The sequence below is a fragment of the Pseudomonas silesiensis genome, from assembly GCF_001661075.1.
In the GTDB taxonomy this organism is placed as follows: domain Bacteria; phylum Pseudomonadota; class Gammaproteobacteria; order Pseudomonadales; family Pseudomonadaceae; genus Aquipseudomonas; species Aquipseudomonas silesiensis.
Map to the genome: position 1 here is coordinate 6,286,313 of NZ_CP014870.1, position 25,275 is coordinate 6,311,587.

The 25,275-nt window shown below is 59.0% G+C and carries 19 protein-coding genes and 2 pseudogenes; 6 read left to right on the plus strand and 15 right to left on the minus strand.

Annotated features, from left to right (window positions below; all coding sequences use genetic code 11):
* The first annotated feature begins 225 nt into the window (after window positions 1-225).
* Entirely contained in the window at window positions 226-1,332 is a 1,107-nt protein-coding gene (locus PMA3_RS31295) for an RHS repeat-associated core domain-containing protein (protein ID WP_082930438.1), read from the plus strand.
* A 169-nt stretch (window positions 1,333-1,501) separates the two neighbouring features.
* On the opposite strand, the pseudogene PMA3_RS27920 reads toward PMA3_RS31295, so the two are convergent.
* Window positions 1,502-1,768, minus strand: a pseudogene (locus tag PMA3_RS27920) (formaldehyde dehydrogenase, glutathione-independent); the annotation flags it as partial.
* Window positions 1,769-2,021: 253 nt separating this feature from the next.
* Between PMA3_RS27920 and PMA3_RS31300 the strand changes: the two are divergent.
* Window positions 2,022-3,095, plus strand: coding sequence for an RHS repeat-associated core domain-containing protein (locus tag PMA3_RS31300; protein WP_082930439.1), 1,074 nt, complete (start codon window positions 2,022-2,024; stop codon window positions 3,093-3,095).
* A gap of 88 nt (window positions 3,096-3,183) precedes the next feature.
* On the opposite strand, the pseudogene PMA3_RS31305 reads toward PMA3_RS31300, so the two are convergent.
* Window positions 3,184-3,551 (minus strand): annotated as a pseudogene (locus PMA3_RS31305) (formaldehyde dehydrogenase, glutathione-independent); the annotation flags it as partial.
* Between the two features lie 222 nt (window positions 3,552-3,773).
* Here PMA3_RS31305 and PMA3_RS27930 point away from each other — a divergent pair.
* Window positions 3,774-4,265, plus strand: a complete 492-nt coding sequence (locus PMA3_RS27930; RefSeq protein WP_064680159.1) for a DUF3757 domain-containing protein — start codon at window positions 3,774-3,776, stop codon at window positions 4,263-4,265.
* 100 nt (window positions 4,266-4,365) lie between these two features.
* On the opposite strand, the gene fdhA is transcribed toward PMA3_RS27930, so the two are convergent.
* From fdhA to PMA3_RS27970, 8 genes are all read right to left on the minus strand, one after another.
* Window positions 4,366-5,565 carry a formaldehyde dehydrogenase, glutathione-independent gene (fdhA, locus tag PMA3_RS27935; protein ID WP_064680160.1) on the minus strand — a complete coding sequence of 400 codons (1,200 nt, stop codon included), beginning with the start codon at window positions 5,563-5,565 and terminating at the stop codon, window positions 4,366-4,368.
* A 206-nt stretch (window positions 5,566-5,771) separates the two neighbouring features.
* Window positions 5,772-6,629, minus strand: a complete 858-nt coding sequence (gene purU / locus PMA3_RS27940; protein WP_064680161.1) for a formyltetrahydrofolate deformylase — start codon at window positions 6,627-6,629, stop codon at window positions 5,772-5,774.
* A gap of 156 nt (window positions 6,630-6,785) precedes the next feature.
* Window positions 6,786-7,418 (minus strand): sarcosine oxidase subunit gamma, encoded by a 633-nt coding sequence (locus PMA3_RS27945; RefSeq protein WP_064680162.1) that lies wholly within the window; start codon window positions 7,416-7,418, stop codon window positions 6,786-6,788.
* A 133-nt stretch (window positions 7,419-7,551) separates the two neighbouring features.
* Window positions 7,552-10,569, minus strand: coding sequence for a sarcosine oxidase subunit alpha (locus PMA3_RS27950; protein ID WP_064680163.1), 3,018 nt, complete (start codon window positions 10,567-10,569; stop codon window positions 7,552-7,554).
* A complete protein-coding gene (locus PMA3_RS27955) occupies window positions 10,566-10,895 on the minus strand; it encodes a sarcosine oxidase subunit delta (protein WP_007907563.1) in 330 nt (109 codons plus the stop codon). Before PMA3_RS27955 ends, PMA3_RS27950 begins: the two co-directional genes overlap by 4 nt.
* Window positions 10,896-10,909: 14 nt before the next feature.
* The gene (locus tag PMA3_RS27960) at window positions 10,910-12,160 is read right to left on the minus strand and encodes a sarcosine oxidase subunit beta family protein (RefSeq protein WP_064680164.1); all 1,251 of its coding nucleotides are present in this window, start codon (window positions 12,158-12,160) and stop codon (window positions 10,910-10,912) included.
* 23 nt (window positions 12,161-12,183) lie between these two features.
* Entirely contained in the window at window positions 12,184-13,437 is a 1,254-nt protein-coding gene (gene glyA, locus PMA3_RS27965) for a serine hydroxymethyltransferase (RefSeq protein WP_064680165.1), read from the minus strand.
* 283 nt (window positions 13,438-13,720) lie between these two features.
* Window positions 13,721-14,437 carry a TraX family protein gene (locus tag PMA3_RS27970; protein ID WP_064680166.1) on the minus strand — a complete coding sequence of 239 codons (717 nt, stop codon included), beginning with the start codon at window positions 14,435-14,437 and terminating at the stop codon, window positions 13,721-13,723.
* A gap of 123 nt (window positions 14,438-14,560) precedes the next feature.
* On the opposite strand from PMA3_RS27970, the gene PMA3_RS27975 reads away from it, so the two are divergent.
* Together PMA3_RS27975 and PMA3_RS27980 are read left to right on the plus strand one after the other, a co-directional pair.
* Window positions 14,561-15,601, plus strand: a complete 1,041-nt coding sequence (locus PMA3_RS27975) for a threonine aldolase family protein (RefSeq protein ID WP_064680167.1) — start codon at window positions 14,561-14,563, stop codon at window positions 15,599-15,601.
* Window positions 15,602-15,836: 235 nt separating this feature from the next.
* Entirely contained in the window at window positions 15,837-16,661 is an 825-nt protein-coding gene (locus tag PMA3_RS27980; RefSeq protein WP_064680168.1) for an SDR family oxidoreductase, read from the plus strand.
* Window positions 16,662-16,796: 135 nt separating this feature from the next.
* Here PMA3_RS27980 and gbcB read toward each other — a convergent pair whose 3' ends face one another.
* On the minus strand, window positions 16,797-17,897 hold the full coding sequence (gene gbcB / locus PMA3_RS27985; protein WP_064680169.1) for a glycine-betaine demethylase subunit GbcB: 1,101 nt from the start codon (window positions 17,895-17,897) through the stop codon (window positions 16,797-16,799).
* Window positions 17,898-18,179: 282 nt separating this feature from the next.
* Here gbcB and gbcA point away from each other — a divergent pair, with 282 nt between their 5' ends.
* The gene (gene gbcA, locus PMA3_RS27990) at window positions 18,180-19,475 is read left to right on the plus strand and encodes a glycine-betaine demethylase subunit GbcA (RefSeq protein WP_064680170.1); all 1,296 of its coding nucleotides are present in this window, start codon (window positions 18,180-18,182) and stop codon (window positions 19,473-19,475) included.
* 1,088 nt (window positions 19,476-20,563) lie between these two features.
* Here gbcA and PMA3_RS27995 read toward each other — a convergent pair.
* The 4 genes from PMA3_RS27995 to dgcB all read right to left on the minus strand — a co-directional run bounded on the left by PMA3_RS27995 (window position 20,564) and on the right by dgcB (window position 25,261).
* Window positions 20,564-21,130, minus strand: a complete 567-nt coding sequence (locus PMA3_RS27995) for a GNAT family N-acetyltransferase (RefSeq protein WP_064680171.1) — start codon at window positions 21,128-21,130, stop codon at window positions 20,564-20,566.
* A 172-nt stretch (window positions 21,131-21,302) separates the two neighbouring features.
* Entirely contained in the window at window positions 21,303-22,073 is a 771-nt protein-coding gene (gene etfB / locus PMA3_RS28000) for an electron transfer flavoprotein subunit beta (RefSeq protein ID WP_064680172.1), read from the minus strand.
* Between the two features lie 15 nt (window positions 22,074-22,088).
* Window positions 22,089-23,309, minus strand: a complete 1,221-nt coding sequence (etfA, locus tag PMA3_RS28005; RefSeq protein WP_064680173.1) for an electron transfer flavoprotein subunit alpha — start codon at window positions 23,307-23,309, stop codon at window positions 22,089-22,091.
* Window positions 23,309-25,261, minus strand: a complete 1,953-nt coding sequence (gene dgcB, locus PMA3_RS28010; protein WP_064680174.1) for a dimethylglycine demethylation protein DgcB — start codon at window positions 25,259-25,261, stop codon at window positions 23,309-23,311. The genes etfA and dgcB overlap by 1 nt, the downstream gene beginning before the upstream one ends.
* Window positions 25,262-25,275: the final 14 nt, after the last annotated feature.

Below are 25,275 nucleotides of genomic sequence, written 5' to 3' on the forward strand. Positions count from 1 at the left end.
GTTGATAGACGGAAAAACTGCCGGTTTGACCGGGTATTGGCCGGCATGTTCCTCAGCGCTGCGCCCATTTTTACGCCCACTCACGTGAATACAACGTGAAACCAACCATGCCGCTCGATAAAACGGTTTTCGCCGTTCGAACCTAGCAGTTCTGCTAGTAGGCAATCCGGACCGATTGCATCAAAGTGAAAGCTTGGATAGATGGATCCTTCAGGAGCCCTAGTCATGACTGCTCGCCGCGAAATCCCACTCTGCCATTACCGGTACGACCCACTGGATCAACTGATTAGTTGCGCGACGTCCGCGCAAGCCAACACTCAGCGTTTCTACCTCAAGGATCGCCTGGCCAACGAGGTTCAAGGTGCGGTGCAGCGTTCGATCATGCAGCATGGGGATCAACTGCTGGCGGAACAACGCTGTGAAGGCGGCCCACTGGAAACCACCATTCTCGCCACTGATCAGCAGCGTTCAGTGTTGACTACCCTCGACTCAACCAGACCGCATACTCTCGCTTACACACCCTATGGTCACCGTATTCCGGAAAACGGCTTGCTCAGCCTGCTCGGCTTCAGCGGCGAACGGCCAGATCCAGTTACGGGGTGCTATTTGTTGGGAAATGGCTATCGTGCGTTTAACCCTGTGTTGATGCGGTTTAACAGCCCGGAAAGTTTAAGTCCGTTTGGGGAGGGAGGATTAAATGCATATGCTTATTGTGTGGGGGATCCGATTAATCGAGTGGATCCGACAGGACATGTTGGAGAGTGGATAAGTAAACTCTTAGGTTTTTTAAATAATGCAAGCGGCACCGTGGCAGTCAACCAATCCGTGTCGAAAAGTAGATACATGAAGAACATGACTATCTTGGGTGATGGAGCGTTCACATTTGACGATATTTTCAAGGGAAAACAGCGCCTAAACATATCAGCGCACGGAATAGAAACACCTTTCGATCAGCCTTCAAAAATGGTGATGAACAGAGAAACCTGGCTCCCCTCTCAAGTGTATACCGAAATGAAAAACCAAGGATATGATTTCAGTTCCTATGCAGAAATTCGTTTGATCTTTTGCCATTCTGCGAATGGCGGACAGCAATCATTTGCATCACAATTTCAGAAACTGACGAATATAAACACGAAGGGCTATCTCGGAACTGTCGTTGAAAAACATCCCATTGACGATGTTATGAAGGTTTTTGAAAAAGGCAAAATCAAATATCCTGACAACCCCCAGAAATATCTTCGTGAGCATTACAATAAAGAAAAGTCATATACCTACAAAAAACGCTATGGCCTCATAGCCGTCAATTACCACTCAGTTAGATTCCCATCATAGTGCAAAAAAATGACGACATCACAAGGCCATATGACGATCCAGCTGCAGCGATTTAAAGCAAATGCCCTTATCTTGCGATACGGGCATTTTCTTTAAACGATGACCAGGTTGCCAGGTTTTTACACGGCCTGACCACGTCGCCCTCTTCTTATTTGAAAATGAATGCTCAGCTGCCCATTTTCGTGGCCGCATCCACAGCACCTGGATCTTCAGTCACGTAGAGGTCAGGGATACCGATCTTGCCAGCCATGCGAACCACACCCATCAGGGAGTTGAGCACGGTGGCCGGAGCCTCGTGTTTCACACCGTCATGACCATGACCACGCGCTTCGAAGCCCACGGCGTCGACGGCGTAATCCACTTCCGGCTCGCCCAGCAGCGCGGCGATCTGCTCGTGCAGCGGTGTGTCCGGGAACAGGTCGACGATTTCGAAACCATTCAGACATCCTCTTGTGTCATGCAAACCGTCTGACGGAAAAACTGCCGATTGAACCGGGCATTGGTCGGCATGCTCCTCAGCGCGGAACCCATTTTTTACGCCCCCTCACGTGAATACAACGTGAAACCAACCATGCCGCTCGACGAAACGGTTTTCGCCGTTCGAACCTAGCAGTTCTGCTAGTAGGCAATCCGGACCGATTGCATCAAAGTGCAAGCTTGGATAGATGGATCCTTCAGGAGCCCTAGTCATGACTGCTCGCCGCGAAATCCCACTCTGCCATTACCGGTACGACCCACTGGATCAACTGATTAGTTGCGCGATGTCCGCGCAAGCCAACACTCAGCGTTTCTACCTCAAGGATCGCCTGGCCAACGAGGTTCAAGGCGCGGTGCAGCGTTCGATCATGCAGCATGGGGATCAACTGCTGGCGGAACAACGCTGTGAAGGCGGCCCACTGGAAACCACCATTATCGCCACTGATCAGCAGCGTTCAGTGTTGACTACCCTCGACTCAACCAGACCGCATACTCTCGCTTACACACCCTATGGTCACCGTATTCCGGAAAACGGCTTGCTCAGCCTGCTCGGCTTCAGCGGCGAACGGCCGGATCCAGTTACGGGGTGCTATTTGTTGGGAAATGGTTATCGGGCGTTTAATCCAGTGCTGATGCGGTTCAACAGTCCGGACAGTTGGAGTCCGTTTGGGGACGGTGGACTGAATGCTTATACGTATTGTGTAGGAGATCCGATAAATCGGGAGGACAAAACAGGACATGTTCCAAACTGGTTCTCCAAGATAAAAGCTCTGATGACTCGCGGAAATGGATTTAAGCGTCTCTCATCAACTTCGCTTGACTCAGCCCGTTCAATGGTTAGCACGAAAAGTGCGCTTGCTACAGGTTCTGCAACTCCACACGCTACGGCCGGGACGCTGCTGCCTGGCCTTGATCCATCCTCGACGTCGCGAAATGCAACAACAACTGCGAGCAACTCGACACCAAGCGCCAGTGGCGTATGGGATGTGAAAAACACTTTATACGATGCTAATTCCGCCATAGAAAGCGCACAATTGAAAAAATATAGCGGATCGAAACTAAAGTCATTAAAAAAGGCTGCAAAAAAACTGGAACACTACGATAACAACAAGGAGAGATTGCTATCAAAACTTAAAAACAGGCAAGAAAACCTTATTGAGTACGGCTTAGTAAAACCAGAAAACCTTCCAACACCGCAGCAACTGGCACTGGAAAAAATTAACGAACAACGCAAAAGCGTTATCTTTTTAACCGACGAACTCAATAAAAAACTCAGAGGAACGTAAATCAACTAAAGCTTCGAGTTGAGCACATACCCAACACATGACCTCTCATAAAAAAGAGCGACCACTGGTCGCTATTTTTTAGCCTTTCTTACGCCGCACCAAACAACTTATGCTGATCAATCACAAACTTCTTCGGTACACCCGCATCAAACTCGCCATACCCGCGCGGCGCGTCATCCAAGCTAATCACCTCAACGTCCACGATGTCAGCGATATGAATACGGCCCCACATGATCGCTTGCATCAACTGACGGTTGTACTTCATCGCCCGCGTCTGCCCATCGTGGAAGTTGTGAGATTTAGCCCACCCAAATCGAAACGGACGCTTAGGCTGCCCATTTTCGCGACGGCATCCACTGCACCTGGATCTTCGGTGACGTAGAGGCCCGGGATACCGATCTTGCCGGCCACACGCACCACGCCCATCAACGAGTTGAGCACGGTAGCCGGAGCCTGATCCATAAATAAATCTGTCCCCTTAAATACTGTTAAATACAGTCCCCTTAAATACATACATAAGTCTGGCTGCTGCTTGCTGCCGTCCCCTGCTGGCTCCCTTGCTGTGCACTGATAAATTCAAGAGGCTTTCAATCGGTTACAACTACTATCACAAGTGATAGTAGGACTGAAGACTGTAGTTCGTAAAGATGACCACTCCCAAACAATGGAGTATCAATCATGCGATCAACAATTACTGCTAGTTTACTCATTACATTAATGACCATCGGAAACGCTTATGCCGCAAGTTCTGCCTGCCCGGCCGTCAGCGACATCATTCAAGTCAAGGATGAACAGGAAGGAGGCTATGAATATTTCGCCCCTGGACCTGATAAACGGGTATGGGTTGGCTCCAACCCTTATGCTGAAGAGCATCACATCGAGACGTTTGAATTCACCGGTGGGTTGTACCGGGATATCAGTTCGGAGGGCAATAAGTTTGTGGTGTCCTGCGACTACGAGGGAGAGGAGTTTCTCGCGTTCACGCGCTTGACGCTGTACTCCTTCAATGATTGGAAACCTGCTACCCATACGCTTTGGAAACGCGAAGTTAACAAACAAGCGCTCCTTAACAACAAGAACGCCCAGCACGTGGAAACCTGTACATCCAAGGACCAGGAGAAGTGTGTTTTCGAGTATTCTTCGCTGTCGGCTGCACCGTCTAAAAAATAACCTGCATGCATCGTTCTGGAAGAGCGTGACAGGCAGGAAAGTATTGAATTGCGCTACAACAAAAAAGGCGATCCAAGATCGCCTTTTTTTTGTACAGCGTTTATGCAGCGCTAAACAGCTTATGCGGATCAATCACAAACTTCTTCGGCACACCCGCATCAAACTCGCCATACCCACGCGGCGCGTCATCCAGGCTGATCACCTCAACGCCAACGATGTCCGCAATATGAATACGGTCCCACATGATCGCCTGCATCAGCTGGCGGTTGTACTTCATCACCGGCGTCTGGCCAGTGTGGAAGCTATGGGATTTGGCCCAGCCCAGACCGAAACGAATGCTCAGGCTGCCCATTTTCGCGGCGGCGTCCACTGCACCTGGATCTTCGGTGACGTAGAGGCCAGGAATACCGATCTTGCCGGCCACACGCACCACGCCCATCAACGAGTTGAGCACGGTGGCCGGAGCCTCGTGTTTCACACCGTCATGACCATGACCACGCGCTTCGAAGCCTACGGCATCGACGGCGCAATCCACTTCCGGCTCGCCCAGCAGCGCGGCGATCTGTTCGTGCAGCGGGGTGTCGAGGGACAGGTCGGCGATTTCGAAACCCTGGGCCTTGGCGTGTGCCAGGCGGACGGTGTTGACGTCACCGATGATCACCACGGCCGCGCCCAGCAGGCGAGCGGAAGCGGCGGCCGCCAGGCCAACCGGGCCGGCGCCCGCGATGTACACGGTGCTGCCCGGGCCAACGCCGGCGGTGACGGCGCCGTGGTAACCGGTGGGCAGGATGTCGGAGAGGCAGGTCAGGTCACGGATTTTTTCCATGGCGCGATCGCGATCCGGCAGTTTCAGCAGGTTGAAGTCGGCGTATGGCACCATGGCGTATTCGGCCTGGCCACCGGTCCAGTCGCCCATGTCGACATAGCCGTAGGCACCGCCTGGACGGGCGGGGTTGACGCTGAGGCAGACACCGGTATGCATCTCTTTGCAGGAACGGCAGCGCCCGCAAGCGACGTTGAACGGCACGGAGACCAGGTCGCCGATTTGCAGGTTTTCGACGTCGCTGCCCTTCTCGATCACTTCACCGGTGATTTCGTGACCCAGTACCAGGCCGGTCTGGGCGGTGGTACGACCGCGCACCATGTGCTGGTCGGAACCACAGATGTTGGTTGAAACCACACGCAGGATGACGGCGTGATTGATCTTCCTGCCGCGCGGGTCCTGCATTTTGGGATAGTCGATTTTCTGTATTTCGACCTGGCCATTGCCGAGATACACGACACCACGATTACCAGACATGCTTTCACCTCGCTGTTGTTTTTATGTAGTCGCGTCGCCCGGGATCGGCGGCGCGTTGATTGCTTGGGTTATTGCTTGTGTCTTTTTGCGTTGTTTGTAAGGGCCTCATCGCGAGCAAGCTCGCTCCCACAGTTGATCTTTGGTGTGACTGAGATCTGGGGGCAGACACAAATCCCTGTGGGAGCGAGCTTGCTCGCGATAGCGATCTAAAGAACGACAGTGCGATTAGCGTTCAGGAAAACCCTTCGTTCAATGTGATATCCAACGGCCCGCGCCAATGTCAGCCCTTCGATATCCCGCCCCTTGGCAATCAGATCTTCGGGGTAATGACTGTGATCCACAGCCTCCACGCCCTGGGCGATGATCGGACCTTCGTCCAGGTCGTTGTTGATGTAGTGCGCGGTGGCGCCGACCAGTTTCACGCCCTTGTTGTAGGCCTGGTGATACGGCTTGGCGCCCTTGAAGCCCGGCAGCAGGGAGTGGTGAATGTTGATTGCCTTGCCGTCGAGTTTGCGGCACAGCTCTGGCGACAGGACCTGCATGTAACGAGCAAGAATGACCAGCTCGGCGCCGGACTCTTCGATCACTTGCCAGACCTGGCGCTCCTGGGATGGCTTATCGTTCGGGTCCAGCGGGAAGTGGTAATAGGGAATCTGGTGCCAGTCGGCCAACGGCTTGAGGTCGGGGTGATTGGACACCACGGCGGCCACATCCATGGACAGCTGGCCGATGCGCTGACGGTAGAGCAAGTCGTTGAGGCAGTGGTCGGCCTTGGAGACCATGATCACCACTTTCGGCCGGTAGTTCGGCGCGGTCAGTTCGAAGATCATGCCAAACGCCTGGCCACGTTCTTCAAGGCCTGCGCGGAAGGATTGTTCGTCGAAGCCGTCGGGCTGGCGGAATTCCACGCGAATGAAGAAACGGCCCGAGAGCCGGTCATCGAAGGAGTGGTGTTCGGTGACGTAGCAGCCCTGCTCGAACAGAAAGCGCGTCACCGCATCCACGGTGCCGAGGACGCTTGGGCAATCGGCGGTCAGAATCCATGTGTCTGGGGCGCGGCTCATAGTGCGGTGACTCCTGAGACATCGATAATCGAAACTGCCTCCCCTGTAGGAGCGAGCTTGCTCGCGATGGACGTCAACGATAACGCGTACTTCCTGGAATAACGCGTCGCCTTCAACTCCATCGCGAGCAAGCTCGCTCCTACAGGGAGGCGGCGGTCAGGCCTGGACGCTAAGCCCGAATTCAGCGGACGCATCCTGCAACCACAACCACCAGTAATCCGAGAAGCTGCGACGGATCAGCAGTTCCCAGGTGTCTTCGGCGGTGTGGCGGATCATCAGTTGCGATTTGGCAAACACCGTGCCCACTGCCTTGCCGACCGGAAAGCTGTTGGGGTGCACGTCGTAGCTGGTGGATTTCATCAGCACCTGGCGCACGTTCGGGCCGCTCAGTTCGAGAAGCTGCTGGCCGCCGCTGACGTTGACGATGGCGATATGCAGATCGCCCAGCGCTTTACGCAGTTTTTGCTCGGCAGCGAATTCTTCGCCGCTCGGGACGATCAGCAACCATTCATCCGGCCCCATCCATTGCAGGCTGGTTTCGCCTTTGACGATGACGGTCAGCGCGCCTGGCAATTCGATGCCCAGCGCTTTTTGCACGCCAGCGGCGAAGGCTGCATCGTGGCCATCGCCACGAATGGTCAGGTGGCCGAGCAGTTTTTTCTCGCGCACGATCACGCCGGCGCTTTTACGGCCCTTGCCCACCAGGCTGGCGAGGTCGGCATGATGCAGCGACGACTCGGCCTTGGCCCCGGTGGTTGGGCGTTGTTGGTACACATTGGCTGCGGTCATAAAACACCTTTCCTGAATTCGTACGACACACCGTAGGAGCGAGGCTCGCCCGCGAAGGCAGCGACGCGGTTTATCTGAGGGACCGCGTTATCGTTCTTCGCGGGCAAGCCTCGCTCCTACGGGAGCTGTGGTGTTACACGTTCTGGCGATCGCCTTTCGGATCGAAGAACACCGAAGAAACGATTTCCGCCTCGATCACGCTGCCGTCGGCCAGCGGTGCGAACACGCGCTCACCGATGCGCTTCAAGCCGCCCTTGACCACACCCATGGCAAACGAATAGCCGAGGGAGTTGTGCAGGTAACTGGAAGTCACGTGACCAACCATGGTCATCGGGATGGTTTGCTTGGTGTTGAACACCAACTGCGCACCCTCTGGCAGCCATTTGGTCGGATCGATCGGCTTCAGGCCCACCAGCTGCTTGCGCTGATCACGCACGCAGTCTTCGCGGTTCATGCCACGCCAGCCAATCCACGAGAACGGTTTGGTGCGACCGACACACCAGCCCATGTTCAGGTCGTCCGGGGTCATCGAGCTGTCAGTGTCCTGACCGACGATGATGAAGCCCTTCTCGGCCCGCAGCACGTGCATGGTTTCGGTGCCGTACGGGGTCAGGTTGTACTTCTTGCCAGCATCGACAATTTTTTCCAGCACGCCCATGGCGTAGTCGGCTTGCACGTTGACTTCGTACGACAGCTCACCGGTAAACGAAATCCGGAATACCCGCGCCGGCACACCGCCGACCAGGCCTTCTTTCCAGGTCATGAACGGGAAGGCTTCGTTGCTGATATCGATGTCGGTGACTTCGCCCAGCAGCTTGCGGCTGTTCGGGCCGGACAGGGTCATGGTTGCCCAGTGGTCCGTCACGGACGTGAAGTACACCTTCAAGTCTGGCCATTCGGTCTGGTGGTAGATTTCCAGCCATTGCAGCACGCGCGCAGCGCCGCCGGTGGTGGTGGTCATCACGAAATGGTTGTCGGCCAGGCATGCAGTCACGCCGTCGTCGAACACCATGCCGTCTTCTTTGCACATCAGGCCGTAGCGGGCCTTGCCCACGTCGAGCTTGGTCCAGGCATTGGTGTAGATGCGGTTGAGAAACTCGCGGGAGTCCGGGCCCTGGATGTCGATCTTGCCCAGGGTCGAAGCGTCCAGCAGGCCGACGCTGTCGCGCACGGCTTTGCATTCGCGCTTGACCGCGGCGTGCAGGTCTTCACCGTTTTTCGGGAAGTACCATGGACGTTTCCACTGACCGACGTCTTCGAACTCGGCGCCATTCTTCACGTGCCAGTGATGCAGCGCAGTGAAGCGTACCGGCTCGAAGATGTGCCCACAGTGACGACCGGCCACGGCGCCGAAGGTCACCGGCGTGTAGTTCGGACGGAACATGGTGGTGCCCATCTGCGGGATGGTCACGTTCAGCGAACGGGCGGCGATGGCCAGGCCGTTGACGTTGCCCAGCTTGCCCTGGTCGGTACCGAAGCCCAGTGCGGTGTAGCGTTTGACGTGCTCGACCGATTCGAAGCCTTCGCGGGTCGCCAGTTCGATGCCGCCAGCGGTGACGTCGTTCTGGAAGTCGACGAATTGCTTCGGCGCTCGTGCAGAGTTCTTTTCGTGAGGCACCTGGAACAGCGCCAGCGTCGGTTCTTCGACACGGCTCAGGGCTTTGGGCAAGGTGCCTTCGACCCCACTGAAGCCGGCTTCGCTGGCCGCGCGGGCGCCACCTTCGAAACCATCGGCCAGGGAATCGCCGAGACCGTAGACGCCGTTGATGCCACCGACACATACGCGTTTCTGCGGTGCTTCGCCCGGTACGAAACCGAGGATATCGTCGCGCCAGATCGGCTTGCCGCCCAAGTGCGAGGCCAGGTGAACCACCGGGCTGTAACCGCCGGAGCTGGCGACCAGGTCGCATTCGAGCCATTCACCCGGGCTGGTCACGGCGTGCGCCTTGACGTCGATCGCGGCAACGCGGGCAGCGGTCACGCGCTTGCTGCCGCGGGCCTCGATCACGGCGCTGCCGGTCAGGATGCGGATGCCTTTGGCGCGCGCTTCTTCAACCAGCGCACCGCGCGGATTGCTGCGAGCGTCGGCGATGGCCACCACTTGCAGGCTGGCGTCGAGCCAGTCCAGGGCAACGCGGTAGGCGTGGTCGTTGTTGGTCGACAGCACCAGTTTTTTGCCTGGCGCCACGCCGTAACGGCGCACGTAAGTCGACACCGCGCCGGCGAGCATGTTGCCCGGCACGTCGTTGTTGCCGTAAACCAGTGGACGCTCGTGAGTGCCGGTCGCCAGCACCACACGCTTGGCGCGAACCCGGTGGATGCGCTGACGCACCTGGCCAATCGGTGCGCGGTCGCCGAGGTGATCGGTCAGGCGCTCGTGAATGGTCAGGAAGTTGTGGTCGTGGTAACCGTTGACCGTGGCGCGCGGCAACAGCAGCACGTCCGGGGTATTTTTCAATTCGTCGATGACGCTGGCGACCCACTCGATAGCAGGCTTGCCGTCGAGGCTTTCACGGGAATCGAGCAGGCTGCCGCCGAACTCTTCCTGCTCATCGGCCAGGATCACACGCGCACCGCTGCGGGCAGCCGCCAGTGCAGCCGCCAGACCCGCAGGGCCAGCGCCGACGATCAGCACGTCGCAGTGCTGGTTCATGTAGTCGTAGGTGTCCGGATCGTTCTCGGTCGGCGAACGGCCTAAACCTGCGGCCTTACGAATGTACTTCTCGTAGGTCATCCAGAACGATTGCGGGTACATGAAGGTTTTGTAGTAGAAGCCCGGCGGCATCAGCTTGCCGCCGACCTTGCCGAGAATCCCCATCATATCGTTGTTCACGCTTGGCCAGCCGTTGGTGCTGGTGGCGACCAGGCCTTGGTACAGCGCCTGTTGCGTGGCGCGCACGTTTGGAATCTGGGTGGCTTCGGTGGCGCCGATCTGCAGCACCGCGTTCGGCTCTTCGGCACCGGCGGCGAAGATGCCGCGCGGACGCGAATACTTGAAGCTGCGACCGATGATGTCCACACCGTTGGCGATCAGGGCGGCCGCCAGGGAGTCGCCTTCAAAGCCTTTGTAGCTCTGGCCGTTGAACGTGAAGCTCAGCACTTTGTTGCGGTCGATCCGTCCGCCGTTGGACAGGCGATTGATCTGGCTCATACCTTCTCTCCCAGAGCCGTGGCGGCCGCTTTCGGGCTGTCGGTCTTGTCGGTGAATTGTGGCTTGGTGCCGATCTTGTAGGTTTCGAGAATCTCGTAGGTCACGGTGTCGCGCGTCACGTTGAAATACTGACGGCAGCCGGCGACGTGATCCCACAGTTCGTGGTGCAGACCGCGAGGGTTATCGCGGAAGAACATGTAGTCGCCCCACTCCTCGTCGGTGCAGCTATTCGGATCCAGTGGACGCGGGATATGCGCCTGGCCGGATGCGTGGAATTCCTCTTCGGAGCGCAGTTCGCCACAGTGAGGACAGAAGATATGCAACATAGGGATTTCTCCTGTTAGTGGGCGACTGCTGCAGCGCCGTGTTCGTCGATCAACGCACCGTTGTGGAAACGGTCGATGGAGAAAGGTGCGGCCAACGGGTGCATTTCACCCTTGGCCAGGCTTGCGGCAAATACGTTGCCCGAGCCAGGTGTGGCCTTGAAGCCACCGGTGCCCCAACCGCAGTTGAAGAACATGTTCGGTACCGGCGTCTTGGAGATGATCGGGCACGCATCCGGCGTGGTGTCGACGATGCCGCCCCACTGACGGTTCATGCGTACGCGCGACAGCACCGGGAACATTTCGACGATGGCCTGGACGGTGTGCTCGATCACCGGGTACGAACCCCGCTGGCCATAGCCGTTGTAGCCGTCGATACCGGCGCCGATCACCAGGTCGCCCTTGTCGGACTGGCTGATGTAACCGTGTACGGCGTTGGACATGATCACGCTGTCGATAATCGGCTTGATCGGCTCGGACACCAGCGCTTGCAGCGGGTGGGATTCGATCGGCAGGCGGAAACCGGCGAGCTTGGCCATGTGCCCGGAATTACCGGCGGTGACCACGCCGACGCGCTTGCCGCCGATGAAGCCCTTGTTGGTTTCAACGCCGATGCACACGCCGTTTTCCTTGCGGAAGCCGATCACTTCGGTCTGCTGGATCAGGTCCACGCCCAAGGCGTCAGCGGCACGGGCAAAACCCCAGGCCACGGCATCGTGACGGGCCACGCCGCCGCGACGCTGGACGGTGGCGCCCATCACCGGGTAGCGGGTGTTCTTCGAGCAGTCGAGATACGGAATCTCGTCGGCCACTTGCTTGGCATCGAGCAGCTCGCCGTCCACGCCGTTGAGGCGGTTGGCGCTGACCCGACGCTCGGAATCACGGATGTCCTGCAGGGTGTGGCACAGGTTGTAGACGCCGCGCTGGGAGAACATCACGTTGTAGTTCAGGTCCTGGGACAGGCCTTCCCACAATTTCATTGCGTGTTCGTACAGGTGCGCCGACTCGTCCCACAGGTAGTTGGAGCGAACGATGGTGGTGTTGCGCGCGGTGTTACCGCCGCCCAGCCAGCCTTTCTCGACCACGGCCACGTTGGTGATGCCATGCTCTTTTGCCAGGTAGTAGGCGGTCGCCAGACCATGCCCGCCACCGCCGACGATGACCACGTCATAGACCTTTTTCGGGGTCGGCGTGCGCCACATCCGCTGCCAGTTTTCGTGGTGGCTGAGGGAGTGTTTGAAGAGGCCGAAGCCTGAGTAGCGTTGCATAGTCATTTACTCCAAAACCGCGCTCAGCGATAAACCGGGAAGTCCGCGCACAGTGCCGACACTTGCTGGGCGACATTCGCTTCGACATCGGCGTCGCCGAGGTTGTCGAGGATGTCGCAGATCCAGCCGGCCAGTTCCACGCACTGGGTCACCTTGAAGCCGCGGGTGGTTACCGCCGGGGTGCCGATACGCAGGCCGGAGGTGACGAACGGCGACTGTGGATCGTTCGGGACAGCGTTCTTGTTCACGGTGATGTGGGCGCGACCGAGTGCTGCGTCCGCCTCTTTGCCGGTGAGGCCCTGACGGATCAGGCTGACCAGGAACAGGTGGTTATCGGTACCGCCGGACACTACATCGTAGCCGCGTTTGATAAATACGCCGGCCATGGCCTGGGCGTTGTCGATCACTTGTTGCTGATAGGCCTTGAAACCTGGCTCCAGCGCTTCCTTGAAGCAGACCGCTTTACCAGCGATCACGTGCATCAGCGGGCCGCCCTGGGCACCCGGGAAGACTGCCGCGTTGAGCTTCTTCTCGATTTCTTCGTTGGACTTGCACAGGATCAGGCCGCCACGCGGACCGCGCAGGGTCTTGTGGGTAGTGGTAGTGACCACATCGGCGTATGGCAGCGGATTCGGGTACAGACCTGCAGCGACCAGACCGGCGACGTGAGCCATGTCGACGAACAGCAGGGCACCGACCTTGTCGGCGATCTGACGGAAGCGTGGGAAATCCAGAGTCTTGGAGTAGGCAGAGAAGCCGGCAACGATCATCTTCGGCTTGCACTCAACGGCCAGGCGCTCGACTTCGTCGTAGTCGATCAGGCCGGTCTTGGTGTCGATGCCGTACTGCACGGCGTTGTACAGCTTGCCCGAGGACGACACTTTGGCGCCGTGGGTCAAGTGACCGCCGTGGGCCAGGCTCATGCCCAGAATGGTGTCGCCGGCTTGCAGCAGGGCCAGGTAAACGGCGCTGTTGGCCGAGGAACCGGAGTGCGGTTGCACGTTGGCGTAGTCGGCACCGAACAGTTGCTTGGCGCGTTCGATGGCCAGCGCTTCGACTTTATCGACGTGCTCGCAGCCACCGTAGTAGCGCTTGCCCGGATAGCCTTCGGCGTATTTGTTGGTCAGGCCACTGCCTTGCGCTTCCATGACGCGTTTGCTGGTGTAGTTCTCTGACGCGATCAGCTCGATGTGATCTTCCTGGCGTTGTTCCTCGGCATTCATCGCCGCCAGCAGTGCATCGTCGTAGCCTTTGATCTGGTCTTGCTTGCTGAACATCGCGTCTCTCCCAGCGGCGGTGGTGCGCCATTCGTCTCGGTGAGGCACTGGCGTTTCGGCAGTGCCCTTTGAATGCGATGGTATGACCGGCGCAGACAGGCCAAATGCCTACGGACGCCACGCAAAGGTGCGTTTACGACATGGCCTGAAATGGCAAGTCGAACACGATCTCCAAATCAACAGAGAACCCTGTGGGAGCGGGCTTGCTCGCGATAGCGGTGGGTCAGCCGCCATCATTGCTGGATGTGATGCCGCCATCGCGGGCAAGCCCGCTCCCACAGGGTTATGCGGCGAGCTTGCGGATGAGTAGCAGCAGTAAGAAATGCAGTGGATATAAGGCATACGCCCAGCGCCGCATCGGCGGCAGCTTGAAATGCCCGGCATGTCGCAACAAGACCATCCCCAGCAATGGCGCGATCAGACAAACGGCGATGCCGAGGATGGCTGCGCGGTTGCCGAACCGGGCCGAGTAATACAGCACCTCCCATTGATTGGCCGCCAGGCAGATCAATCCCGGTAACAGGTTGAAATACCAGGGCCGCCTGATCACCAGCAACGTCACCAACGGCAACAACACCCCGAAAAAACCGAACATCAGTCGCTCCGGGAACAGTGCCGCCAACACCAACGCAGCGGCCGCCAGCAGTCGCGATTGCAGCAGCGGTTGCTGCCAGCCCCGCGCCACCAACAGGCCCAGGGCCAGCGTGGGCAGCACATTGAAGGTGTCGGGGTCAGGAATGAACATTCTGTAGGGCATTTCACTGACGGCGCTAAACAGCAACAACCACCCCAGATACCGCCAATGGCCGTCGGTCGTGACGCTTCGGGCGCGCGACAGATTGGCCGCCATCGCCAGACAGAACCACGGGAACGCCAGGCGCCCCGGCACATACAGGATATCGACGGAATAACCGATATATCGCAGATGATCGAGCACCATGCTCAATAGTGCCAGCCACTTCAGCAGATCCAGTGCACCGTCCCGTTGAGTCATGTGCATAATTGCCCTGTATTTTTCTGACAGAAAGATCCCGTGCGCTCCCCGGACGACCTTCGGTAGAGTGCGCACCATCATTGACCACGATGCTCTTCACCATAAGAGTCTCGATCACGGAAGCCGGCCATGACCGACAAGAGCCAACAATTCGCCAGCGACAACTATTCCGGTATCTGCCCTGAAGCCTGGGCGGCCATGGAACAGGCCAACCACGGCCACCAGCGCGCGTATGGCGACGATGAATGGACCGCCCGCGCGGCTGATCAATTCCGCAAACTGTTCGAAACCGACTGCGAAGTGTTTTTCGCCTTCAACGGCACCGCCGCCAACTCCCTGGCCCTGTCGTCGCTGTGCCAGAGTTACCACAGCGTGATCTGCTCGGAAACCGCCCACGTCGAAACCGACGAATGCGGCGCGCCGGAGTTCTTTTCCAACGGTTCCAAATTGCTCGTCGCCCGCACCGAAAACGGCAAGCTGACCCCGGAATCGATCCGCGAAATCGCCCTCAAGCGCCAGGACATTCACTACCCGAAACCGCGCGTCGTGACCCTGACCCAGGCCACTGAAGTCGGCAGCGTCTACACCCCCGAAGAAATCCGCGCCATCAGCGTCACCTGTAAGGAACTGGGCCTGAACCTGCACATGGACGGCGCGCGCTTCTCCAATGCCTGCGCATTCCTTGGCTGCTCACCCGCCGACCTGACCTGGAAGGCCGGTGTCGACGTGTTGTGCTTTGGCGGTACGAAAAACGGCATGGCGGTCGGCGAGGCCATCCTGTTCTTCAATCACAAACTGGCCGAAGACTTTGACTACCGCTGCAAACAGGCAGGCCAGCTGGCTTCCAAAATGCGCTTCCTGTCCGCCCCGTGGGTCGGGATCCTGGAAAACGACGCCTGGCTAAACTACGCCCGCCACGCCAACCACTGCGCCCAATTGTTGGCGGAACTGGTCAGCGACATTCCGGGAGTGGAACTGATGTTCCCGGTGCAGGCCAACGGCGTATTCCTGCAACTCTCGGAACCGGCGATCGCCGCATTGACCGCCAAGGGCTGGCGCTTCTACACCTTCATCGGCAACGGCGGCGCCCGCTTCATGTGCTCGTGGGACACCGAAGAAGAGCGTGTGCGGGAACTGGCGACGGATATTCGTGAAGTGATGGCCCGCTAACCCTCGTTCACGACACACACCCTGTGTACCGATGGTTGTGGAAACGCCAAACCCTGTGGGAGCCGGCTTGCCGGCGAAGGCGTCTTCAAGGGCCCTGCAAGGCTCAAGACCTTTCGCTGCGGTGCGGCGAGCCGACAAGCCAGCTCCGACAATCCTCATTACAAACATGCATGCGTTCAGCCAGCAGACTTCGTCTACATTGACTGGCGAGCCGATAACACTCAGGAGCGCATGCATGTCATTACAAGGAAAAACCCTGTTCATTACCGGCGCCAGCCGCGGCATCGGGCGCGAGATTGCGCTGCGGGCCGCACGGGACGGGGCCAATATTGTGATTGCGGCCAAAAGCGCCGAGCCGCACCCCAAGTTGCCGGGCACGATTTTCAGCGTGGCGAAGGAAGTCGAAGCCGCTGGCGGTAAAGCGCTGGCCTTGCAGGTGGATGTGCGTGACGAGGTCGCGGTACATGAAGCACTGGCCAGGGCCAACGAGCATTTCGGTGGCATCGATGCGCTGGTCAACAACGCCGGGGCGATCAAGCTGACCGGCGTGCAACACATCGAACTCAAGCGCTTCGACCTGATGCACCAGATCAACACCCGCGCCGTACTGCTATGCAGCCAGGCTGCCCTGCCCTACCTGAAAAAGAGCAGCGGCCATATCCTCAACCTGTCGCCGCCACTGAACCTGGCGAGCAAATGGTTCGCCCAGTACAGCCCCTACACCGTGACCAAATACGGCATGAGCATGCTGACCGTCGGCATGAGCGAGGAATTCAAGCACTACGGCATCAGCGTCAACTCGCTGTGGCCGCAGACCATGATCGCCACCGCCGCCATCGAGTTTCAGCTGGGTTCCCGGGAGTCGTTCAAGCATGCGCGTACGCCGGCGATCATGGCGGATGCTGCGCACGTGATTCTGGACAGCAGCGAGCGCAGCATTACGGGGCGCTTGCTGATTGATGAGGAGATTCTGCGTGAGCATGGCGTGACCGAATTTGATCACTACCGCTTCGAGCCCGGCACCAACGACAAGCTGATGCCCGACTTGTTTATCGATTGAAAAACGGTCAGTCATGACACCGCTGAACCTGTGGGAGCGAGCTTGCTCGCGATGACGGCGGTACATTCAACATCTATGTTGGCTGACCTACCGCTATCGCGAGCAAGCTCGCTCCCACAGGTTTCGCAGTGTTGATCAAAACTCGATCCGCACATCGCCCTTCGGCACGCTGCAGCACGACAGGATGAACCCCTCGGCTTCGTCTTCCTCGGTGATCCCGCCGTTGTGGTCCATGTCGACCTCGCCACCCAGTTTCAACACCTTGCACGTCCCGCAGATCCCCATCCCGCACGCTTTCGGAATCAACAGGCCCAACTTGGCGGCAGCGGCGTGAACGGTTTCCCCCGGTGCAACACGAATGCTCTTGCCGGACGCCGTGAACTCCACCTGATGCAGGTCCGCCACGTCGATGTCCGGTGCGTCTGCGGCAATTTCGGCTTGCTCCACCGCATCGGCGCGGGCTTCCGGTGGCGTGGCGCCGAAAGATTCCTCGTGATAACGCGACATGTCGAAGCCGATCATTTCCAGCATGCGCTTCACCGCATTCATGTACGGCGTCGGGCCGCAGCAGAACACTTCGCGCTCCATGAAGTCCGGCGCCATCAACTCGAGCATCTTCTGGTTCAGGTAACCGCGATAACCGGCCCATGGTTCACCCAGGCCATGCTTCTCGCAGATCAGGTGCAGGCTGAAGTTGTCGATCCGCGACGCCATGTGTTCCAGCTCGCGGTGGTAAATGATGTCTTTGGGCGAACGGGCGCTGTGGATAAACACCATGTCGACGTTGCCGTTGGTGTCGTAGAACCAGCGCGCCATGGACATGACCGGCGTGATGCCAACGCCGCCGCTGAGGTACAGCACTTTCGGCGCGGTGAAGTCCATGGCGTTGAACAGCCCGACCGGTCCGTGCACCGCCAATTCCTGGCCTTCGTGCAGGGTGTCGTGCAACCAGTTGGAAACCTTGCCGCCCGGCACGCGCTTGATGGTCACCGAAAAGCTGTACGGCACCGACGGCGAGCTGGAAATGGTGTAGGAGCGCATGATCGGCACGCCTTCGATTTCCAGCTCCAGGGTGACAAACTGCCCGGGCTTGAAAAAGAACAGGATCGGCTGGTCGGCCATGAAGCAGAAGGTGCGCACATCCCAGGTTTCCTGGATGACTTTGACGCAACGGACGATATGTCGGCCATTGGCCCAGGTCTGGGTGGTTACCGGATTCAGGAAGCTGTTGGACATGCTGTTCTCCACCGCCGATGGTCGGCCTTATGTTGGCGATTCTGCGTATACCGCGAACCACCCATTTACCTATCTGCGACATTCACATACTTATCGCGACCAGCCCCCAACTACCGGGGGTTGCGCGTCGGGAACAGATTGGGCCATGTCGCCCATGGATAAGGTTCCCGGCAGCGCCGGCCCCACACTCGCCACAACAGATAAATGCTGTTTGTGTCTTGCGTAGCAACCGTATCAGCCACTATTCGCCGGCCACACAGAATGGCCATGAGGATCAAAACGATGGACGTCACCGCAAAAATCAGCCTGGGCGATCCGCTGGAACCCGCACGCAAGGCCACCGCGCAGATGCTGCAAGAGCGCGAGCGCACTTTCTCGCTGCCGCAGCCGTTTTACTCTGACGAGCGGCTGTTTGATATCGACATGCAGGAAATCTTCCAGAAAGAATGGTTGATCGCCGGCATGACCTGCGAGATCCCGACCAAGGGCAACTACCTGACCCTGCAGATCGGCAAGAACCCGATCATCGTGATCCGCGGCGCCGAAGGTGTGGTGCATGCGTTCCACAACGTCTGTCGTCACCGTGGTTCGCGGCTGTGCACCAGTGAAAAAGGCAAGGTCGCCAAGCTGGTCTGCCACTACCACCAGTGGACTTACGAGCTGGACGGTCGCCTGCTGTTCGCCGGCACCGAAATGGGCGCCGACTTCGACATGAAGCAATACGGCCTCAAACCGGTGAACGTGAAGACCGCCGGCGGCTATATCTTCATCAGCCTGTCGGAGAACCCGCCAGCCATCGATGACTTCCTGGCGACGTTGAACCATTACATGGAACCGTACGACATGGAGAACACCAAGGTGGCGATTACCACCACCTTGATGGAAAAGGCCAACTGGAAGCTGGTGCTGGAGAACAACCGCGAGTGCTACCACTGCAACGCCTCGCACCCGGAACTGCTGAAAACCCTGCTGGAATGGGACGACGTCACCGACCCGCGGGCCGACCAGGCGTTCAAGGACCACGTCGCCGCCTCCGCCGCCGCCTGGGAAGCCGAAAAAATTCCTTACGCCCACGCCAGCTTCGGCCTGCGTAACCGTATCGTGCGCATGCCGCTGCTCAAGGGCACCGTGTCGATGACCTTGGACGGCAAGCAGGGTTGCGCCAAACTCATGGGTCGCATCAAGAACCCGGACCTGGGCTCGATGCGTATCCTGCACCTGCCGCACTCCTGGAACCACTGCATGGGCGACCACATCATCGTCTTCACGGTGTGGCCGATCAGCGCCCAGGAAACCATGGTCACCACCAAGTGGGTCGTGCACAAGGACGCGGTCGAAGGCGTGGACTACGACGTGGAGCGCATGCGCCAGGTCTGGGATGCGACCAACGACCAGGACCGTCGCCTGGCCGAAGAGAACCAGCGCGGGATCAACTCCACGGCGTACCAGCCCGGGCCTTATTCCAAGACCTATGAGTTCGGTGTGGTGAACTTTGTGGACTGGTATAGCGAGCGGTTGTTGAACAATCTTGGGGCTGAGCCTGCGCCTTACCTCAAAGGCGTCCCGGTTCAGGGCTAACAGCAAAAGCATCGCGGGCAAGCCCGCTCCCACAGGGGATTGGTGGTGTTCAAAAATACTGCGAACAACATCAATCACTGTGGGAGCGAGCTTGCTCGCGATGGGGCCCTCACATTCACCTCATCAGCTTGAAGACCACCGCACCGACCCATCCTCTCCAATAAACTCCTCAAAACGCTCACCCCCCACCCACCGCACCTTCACATAATCATTCAACACCCGATCCGGGTAGGTTGAGGTTATCCATCGCGCGCGCTCCCTGAACCGATGTGGATTATTGACGGCTGTCCTTGTGCCGCGTGAGCGAACAGGTGACCGGCTGAAGTCAACACATGCCTTATAACTGTATGAAATCTGATCTATTGCGTTCAGGCCTATGCGGAACGTGGCTTGCAGGGTTTGGCGAACAAGTTATCCACAACTCCACCCACAGCTAATGGGGACAAGTGTGCAATCGGTGGAAATTTTATTCACAAAATGCGAAGAAAATCCGTGACTTATCCGGAATCAGGGTTCCTGGCGACAATTGGCTATTTTTTGATCTAAAGCTTGTAAGCCACGTTTTACCTGGCCCCCAGAGGATGGCGAACACCTTATCCACAGAAGCGCCAACAGACTTTGGGGGCAACTATGGCCGCTCTGTGGAAAACCACGGAAACCCGCGATAAATCGGGGTTTTAGGAAGGTATTCCACAATAATACGCTGATTTGACTGTTTTTTAACCAGACCCCTGATAGGCCCGTTTTATATGGCCTGCAGCCGACAGCAAACATCTTATCCACAGAAGCGCCAACAGAGATTGGGGGCAAGTATGGGTCCGCCAGTAAACTTATCCTCTGGAAAAAGCTCGAGAAAACCGTGAGTTAGGCTGGTTGTTTTTTGTACGAAGGCTTGCAGGGCTTGTTTTACATGGGGTGCAGCGAGGGGCGAACATGTTATCCACAGAAGCGCTAACAGGGATTGTGGGTAAATGATAAACCCTGTAGGAGCTGGCTTGCCAGCGAAGAGGCCGTAACATTCAACATCTATTTTGACTGTTACGCCGCCTTCGCTGGCAAGCCAGCTCCTACAGGGTTGTGGGTAACGGCTACGGACGGTACATCAGATACGCCTCACCCGTGACCCGAATCATCGGGTGCGGCGTGATCTGACAGGTGTCGACGATGCGGAAGCCATTGCGCTCGTAAAACCGGCGGGCGCCGGTGTTTGCGGCGTAGTCGATCAGGCTCAAGCCGTTGAGGCCCAACTGGTTGGCGCGGTCGTAAGCATAGGCAAGGAATTGCTTGCCCAAGCCCTGGTTGCGCCAGCCTTCATGCAAAGCCAGGCTGGAAATGTAGAGGGTGTCGGGGATTTCCATCGTCGCGTAGGGCGCCAGCACCGGGTCGGTTGTCGGCTCTGCCAGCGGATCGTGACGCATCACATAGCTGTGCATCATGCCAATGACCTCGTCATTCGCCTGTGCGATAAGGCAGTTCTGCCAGGAGAAGTCTACGTCGTCACGGGCATATCGGGTGGCGCCGACGTCCAGCAGATCCTGGCCGGGCTGTGCCAGTTGACTCCAGATGTAATCCGCAGCCCCCTCCGATGTGATTTGAAACAAACGCGCAATTTCCCGCGCGTCCGCACGCACTGCCGAACGAAACTCAACTGTCATTGTTTCCCCATAAATGTCGGTGACCAAACATCCTGTGGGAGCGGGCTTGCTCCGGGCGGCGTTCCGACGAACGCGGCGTGTCAGGCAATCAAATGTCGACTGACTCACTGCATTCGTCGGAACGCCGCCCGGAGCAAGCCCGCTCCCACAATGGACTAGCGGTGGATTTGTTTTAGCGGACCACGCCTTCTTCGATCAGCAATTTGAGAATGGCTTCGGCGCCTGCTTGCGCCGTGACGCCTTTGAGCACCTGACCACCGCCGCCACTGGCCTTGGCCGTGGCCGCCTTCATCCGGTCCGCGCCGCTCTTGGCCTTGATCACCTTCAAGCGCTTGGGCCGTGGCTTGGCCGGTTGCAGCGTCGCAACAGCCAGCAACTCGTCATCGACCACTTCAACTTCATCCGCCTGCAGCACTCCCCGCCGAGCCGGGCCGTAGGCGCTCTGCCGAGCCTTCGGCGCGGCGTTATCCACAGTCGCGAGAAACGGCAAGCGCACTTTCAACCGACGGCGCTGCCCCCGAGGCAAGGCTTGCAGCACCAAGGCCGAGCTGCCGTCGATGGATTCAACCTGGGCCAGCCCCACTACCAGCGGCCAGCCAAGACTTTCGGCCAGCAGGAACGGCAGCATGCCCGAGCCTTCGCCGGTTTCCGCCTGGCTGCCGGTCAATACGACCTGCGCGCCGGCGTCACGCAAATAGGCGGTCAAAGCGGGCAGCGCATCGGCGCCGACCGGTTGTTCCAGCACATGCAGCTGTTCCAGGCCCATGCCCAGATAAGCCCGCAACGCCGGTTCCGCAACGTCGCCGGCATGCAGCACTTGCAGGTTATCCCCAGCCAGTTGCAACCCCAGTTCCACCGCCCGCGCATCCTGCTCCGCGCGACGTGGCCGGCCGGAGGTCGGGTGGGCGCCGATGGACACCAGGCTGATGATTTTCGTGCTCATAACCCTTTCCTTCCCTTAAGCCGCATCGCGCTTGGCTTCGTTGCGGTAAGCCTCTACCGCCGCGATCAAGGCTTGAAGTATCTCGGCGCTCTCGCCGATCACCGACAGGTCGGCCCGTTTGATCATGTCGCAACCCGGGTCGAGGTTGATCGCCACCACCTTGTCGCAGGCACCGATGCCTTGCAGATGCTGGATCGCCCCGGAAATCCCCACGGCCACGTAGACCCGAGCGGTGACCCAGGTGCCGGACGCACCGACCTGACGGTCGCGGGCCATGAAGCCATCGTCCACCGCCACTCGAGAGGCGCCTTCGGTCGCGCCCAACGCTTCGGCGGTACTGTGGAAAAGTGCCCAGTCCTTGACCCCGTTACCACCGGAGAAGATGAACTCCGCTTCTGCCATCGGAATCGCCGCCGGATCCACCGCCACCGCGCCCAAATCTTCAATACGCGACAGGCTGCGAGCCACGGTTGTGGATAACTCCACCGGCAACGCCTCGTGACGGGTTTCGCTGACCGGTTCGGCGCATTCGACGGCAGCCAGAATCAAGCGCGCCACCGGGCGTGCCAAATCCTGCAGACCGGCACCGGCACGACCGATGCACGCCTCATCCTTGACCTGCCAGACCCGCGTCGCCGGGCGTTCGCCCAGTGCGGCCGCAAAGCGTCGACCCAATTCGCCGCCACCGGTGCGGCTGTCAGGCAGCAGCCAGTGACGCGGGCTGAACTGGTTATCCACAGCCCGCAGGCCCTGCACCCGTTGTTCCGGTGCATAACCGCTGAACTCTTCGCCATCGAGCACCAGCAAGCGATCGACGCCCGCGGTGGCGAAGGCATTTTCCTTGTGTTCACCGAAGACCACGGCCAACACCGCGCCGTCCTTGCCGGCCAGTTGATGCGCCAGGCCGAGCAGGTCGCGGTCGTGGCTGCTCAAGCGGCCACCGACCATGTCCGGCACCACGCTGATGTAGAACGCCGGTGCAGGCACCTGATGCAACGGCAATTGCACTTCAACCGCGGCCGAGCGTTTACTCGCTCCGCCCTGCTGGGCGCCGCTGCGGTCGATGCGCTTGATGCCGTTGGGACCGATGAAACCGATGCCATGGGGGTTCTTGCGGATGACGCCATTAGGTCCCATCCAGCTGTGTTGCACCGGTTGCATCGCCGCATGCAGCGGATGCAGACGGTTGCGGGCGATCCATTCGGCGCGTGGATCACGGCGGATAATGTCGCTCATCAGTGGGCCTCCGCAGGTTCTTCACGTTTGGCCGGCGCATTGGGTTTGCTCGGGGCAGCGTCTTCGAGCAAAGCGTCCGCGACCAATTCGGCGATGTCCTTGATCAGCGGACGGGGTTCGACCACGCCTTCGAGCATCGCGGTGCATTGTGGACAACCCACGGCCACCAGTTCGGCGCCGGTTTCGCGGATGTCTTCCATGCGCATGTCGGGGATCCGTTGCTTGCCCGGAATGTCGGTGATCGGCGCGCCGCCACCACCGCCGCAGCAGCGGGAGCGGAAACCGGAGCGTTGCATCTCTTTCACTTCAATCCCGAGGGCGCGCAGCACTTCACGCGGTGCCTCGTATTCGCCGTTGTAGCGACCGAGGTAGCACGGGTCGTGATACGTCACGCTGCTGCCTTTGTGCTGGCCGAGGTTCAGGGCGCCAGCGCCGATGATTTCCGCCATATAGGTGCTGTGGTGCTGCACGAGGTAGTTGCCGTCGAAGGCGCCGTACTCGTTTTTCAGCACGTGGAAGCTGTGCGGGTCGCAGGTGACGATGCGGTTGAAGCTGTATTTGGCCAAGGTCTGGATGTTGCGTTTGGCCAACAGCTGGAAGGTCGCTTCGTCGCCCAGGCGTCGGGCCACGTCACCGCTGTCGCGCTCTTCGAGCCCCAGTACCGCGAAGTCGACCTTGGCCGCTTTCAGCACTTTGACGAAGGCGCGCAAGGTGCGCTGGTTGCGCATGTCGAAGGCGCCGTCGCCGACCCAGAACAGCACGTCGACCGACTTCTTCTCGCTGAGCAGGTCCAGGTTCAAGTCCGCCGCCCAGTTCATCCGCCCGCCCGGGGCGAAGCCGCCAGGGTTGTCGGTGGCGATCAGGTTCTCCAGGACTTCGGCGCCCTTGTTCGGGGTCGCGCCTTTTTCCAGGGTCAGATGGCGGCGCATGTCGACGATGGCATCGACGTGCTCGATCATCATCGGGCACTCCTCGACGCAGGCGCGGCAGGTGGTGCAGGACCACAGGGTTTCGGCGTCCACCAGACCGTTGACGATCGGTTGATGCGGGTTACCGGCGTGCTCGCCGATGGGTTTGCCTGGATAAGGGCTGCCGGCGAACTTGGCATCGGTGCCACCGGCCAGGCCGACCACCATGTCCTGGATCAGTTTTTTCGGGTTCAGCGGCTGGCCGGCGGCGAATGCCGGGCACGCGGCTTCGCATTTACCGCACTGCACACAGGCGTCGAAGCCGAGCAATTGGTTCCAGGTGAAATCCTTGGGTTTTTCCACGCCCAGCGGCGCGTTCGGGTCATTCAGATCCAGCGGCTTCAAACCGGTGGAACGACCCCCGCCAAAACGCTCGGCGCGACGGTGCCAGGCCAGGTGCAATGCGCCAGCGAAGGCGTGCTTCATCGGCCCGCCCCAGGTCATGCCGAAGAATAGTTCCGAGACGCCCCACAGCACACCGACACCGAGGATCGCCGCCACTACCCAGCCGCCGAAGTTTTCCGGAAGGATACCGGCGACCGGCAGGGTCAACAGGAAGAAGCTGACCGAGAACGCCAAGAGGCTTTTCGGCAGGCGCATCCACGGGCCTTTGGACAAGCGGGCCGGTGGGTTGCGGCGACGCAGGTAGACAAAAATCGCACCGACGAACATCACGGCCGTCATCAACAGCAGCGCATAACCGAGGATGCGGTTATGCAGGCCAAAACCGTGAACCAGAATCGCCAGTACGATGGACGCCACCGCGCCGCCTGCCGTGGCGACGTGGGTATTGGCGATGTATTTGTCCCGCGCGACAACATGGTGCAAGTCGACCATGTAGCGCTTGGGCATGGCGAACAGGCCGCCGATCAGGTCGACTTTCGACGCCCGGCCCCGGCGCCACATGGCCACCCGCCGCAACGCGCCCAGGACAGCCAGGCCCAGGGCAGCGAACAACAGGATTGGAAGAAGGGTGTTCAACATGGTGGAGCTCCCAA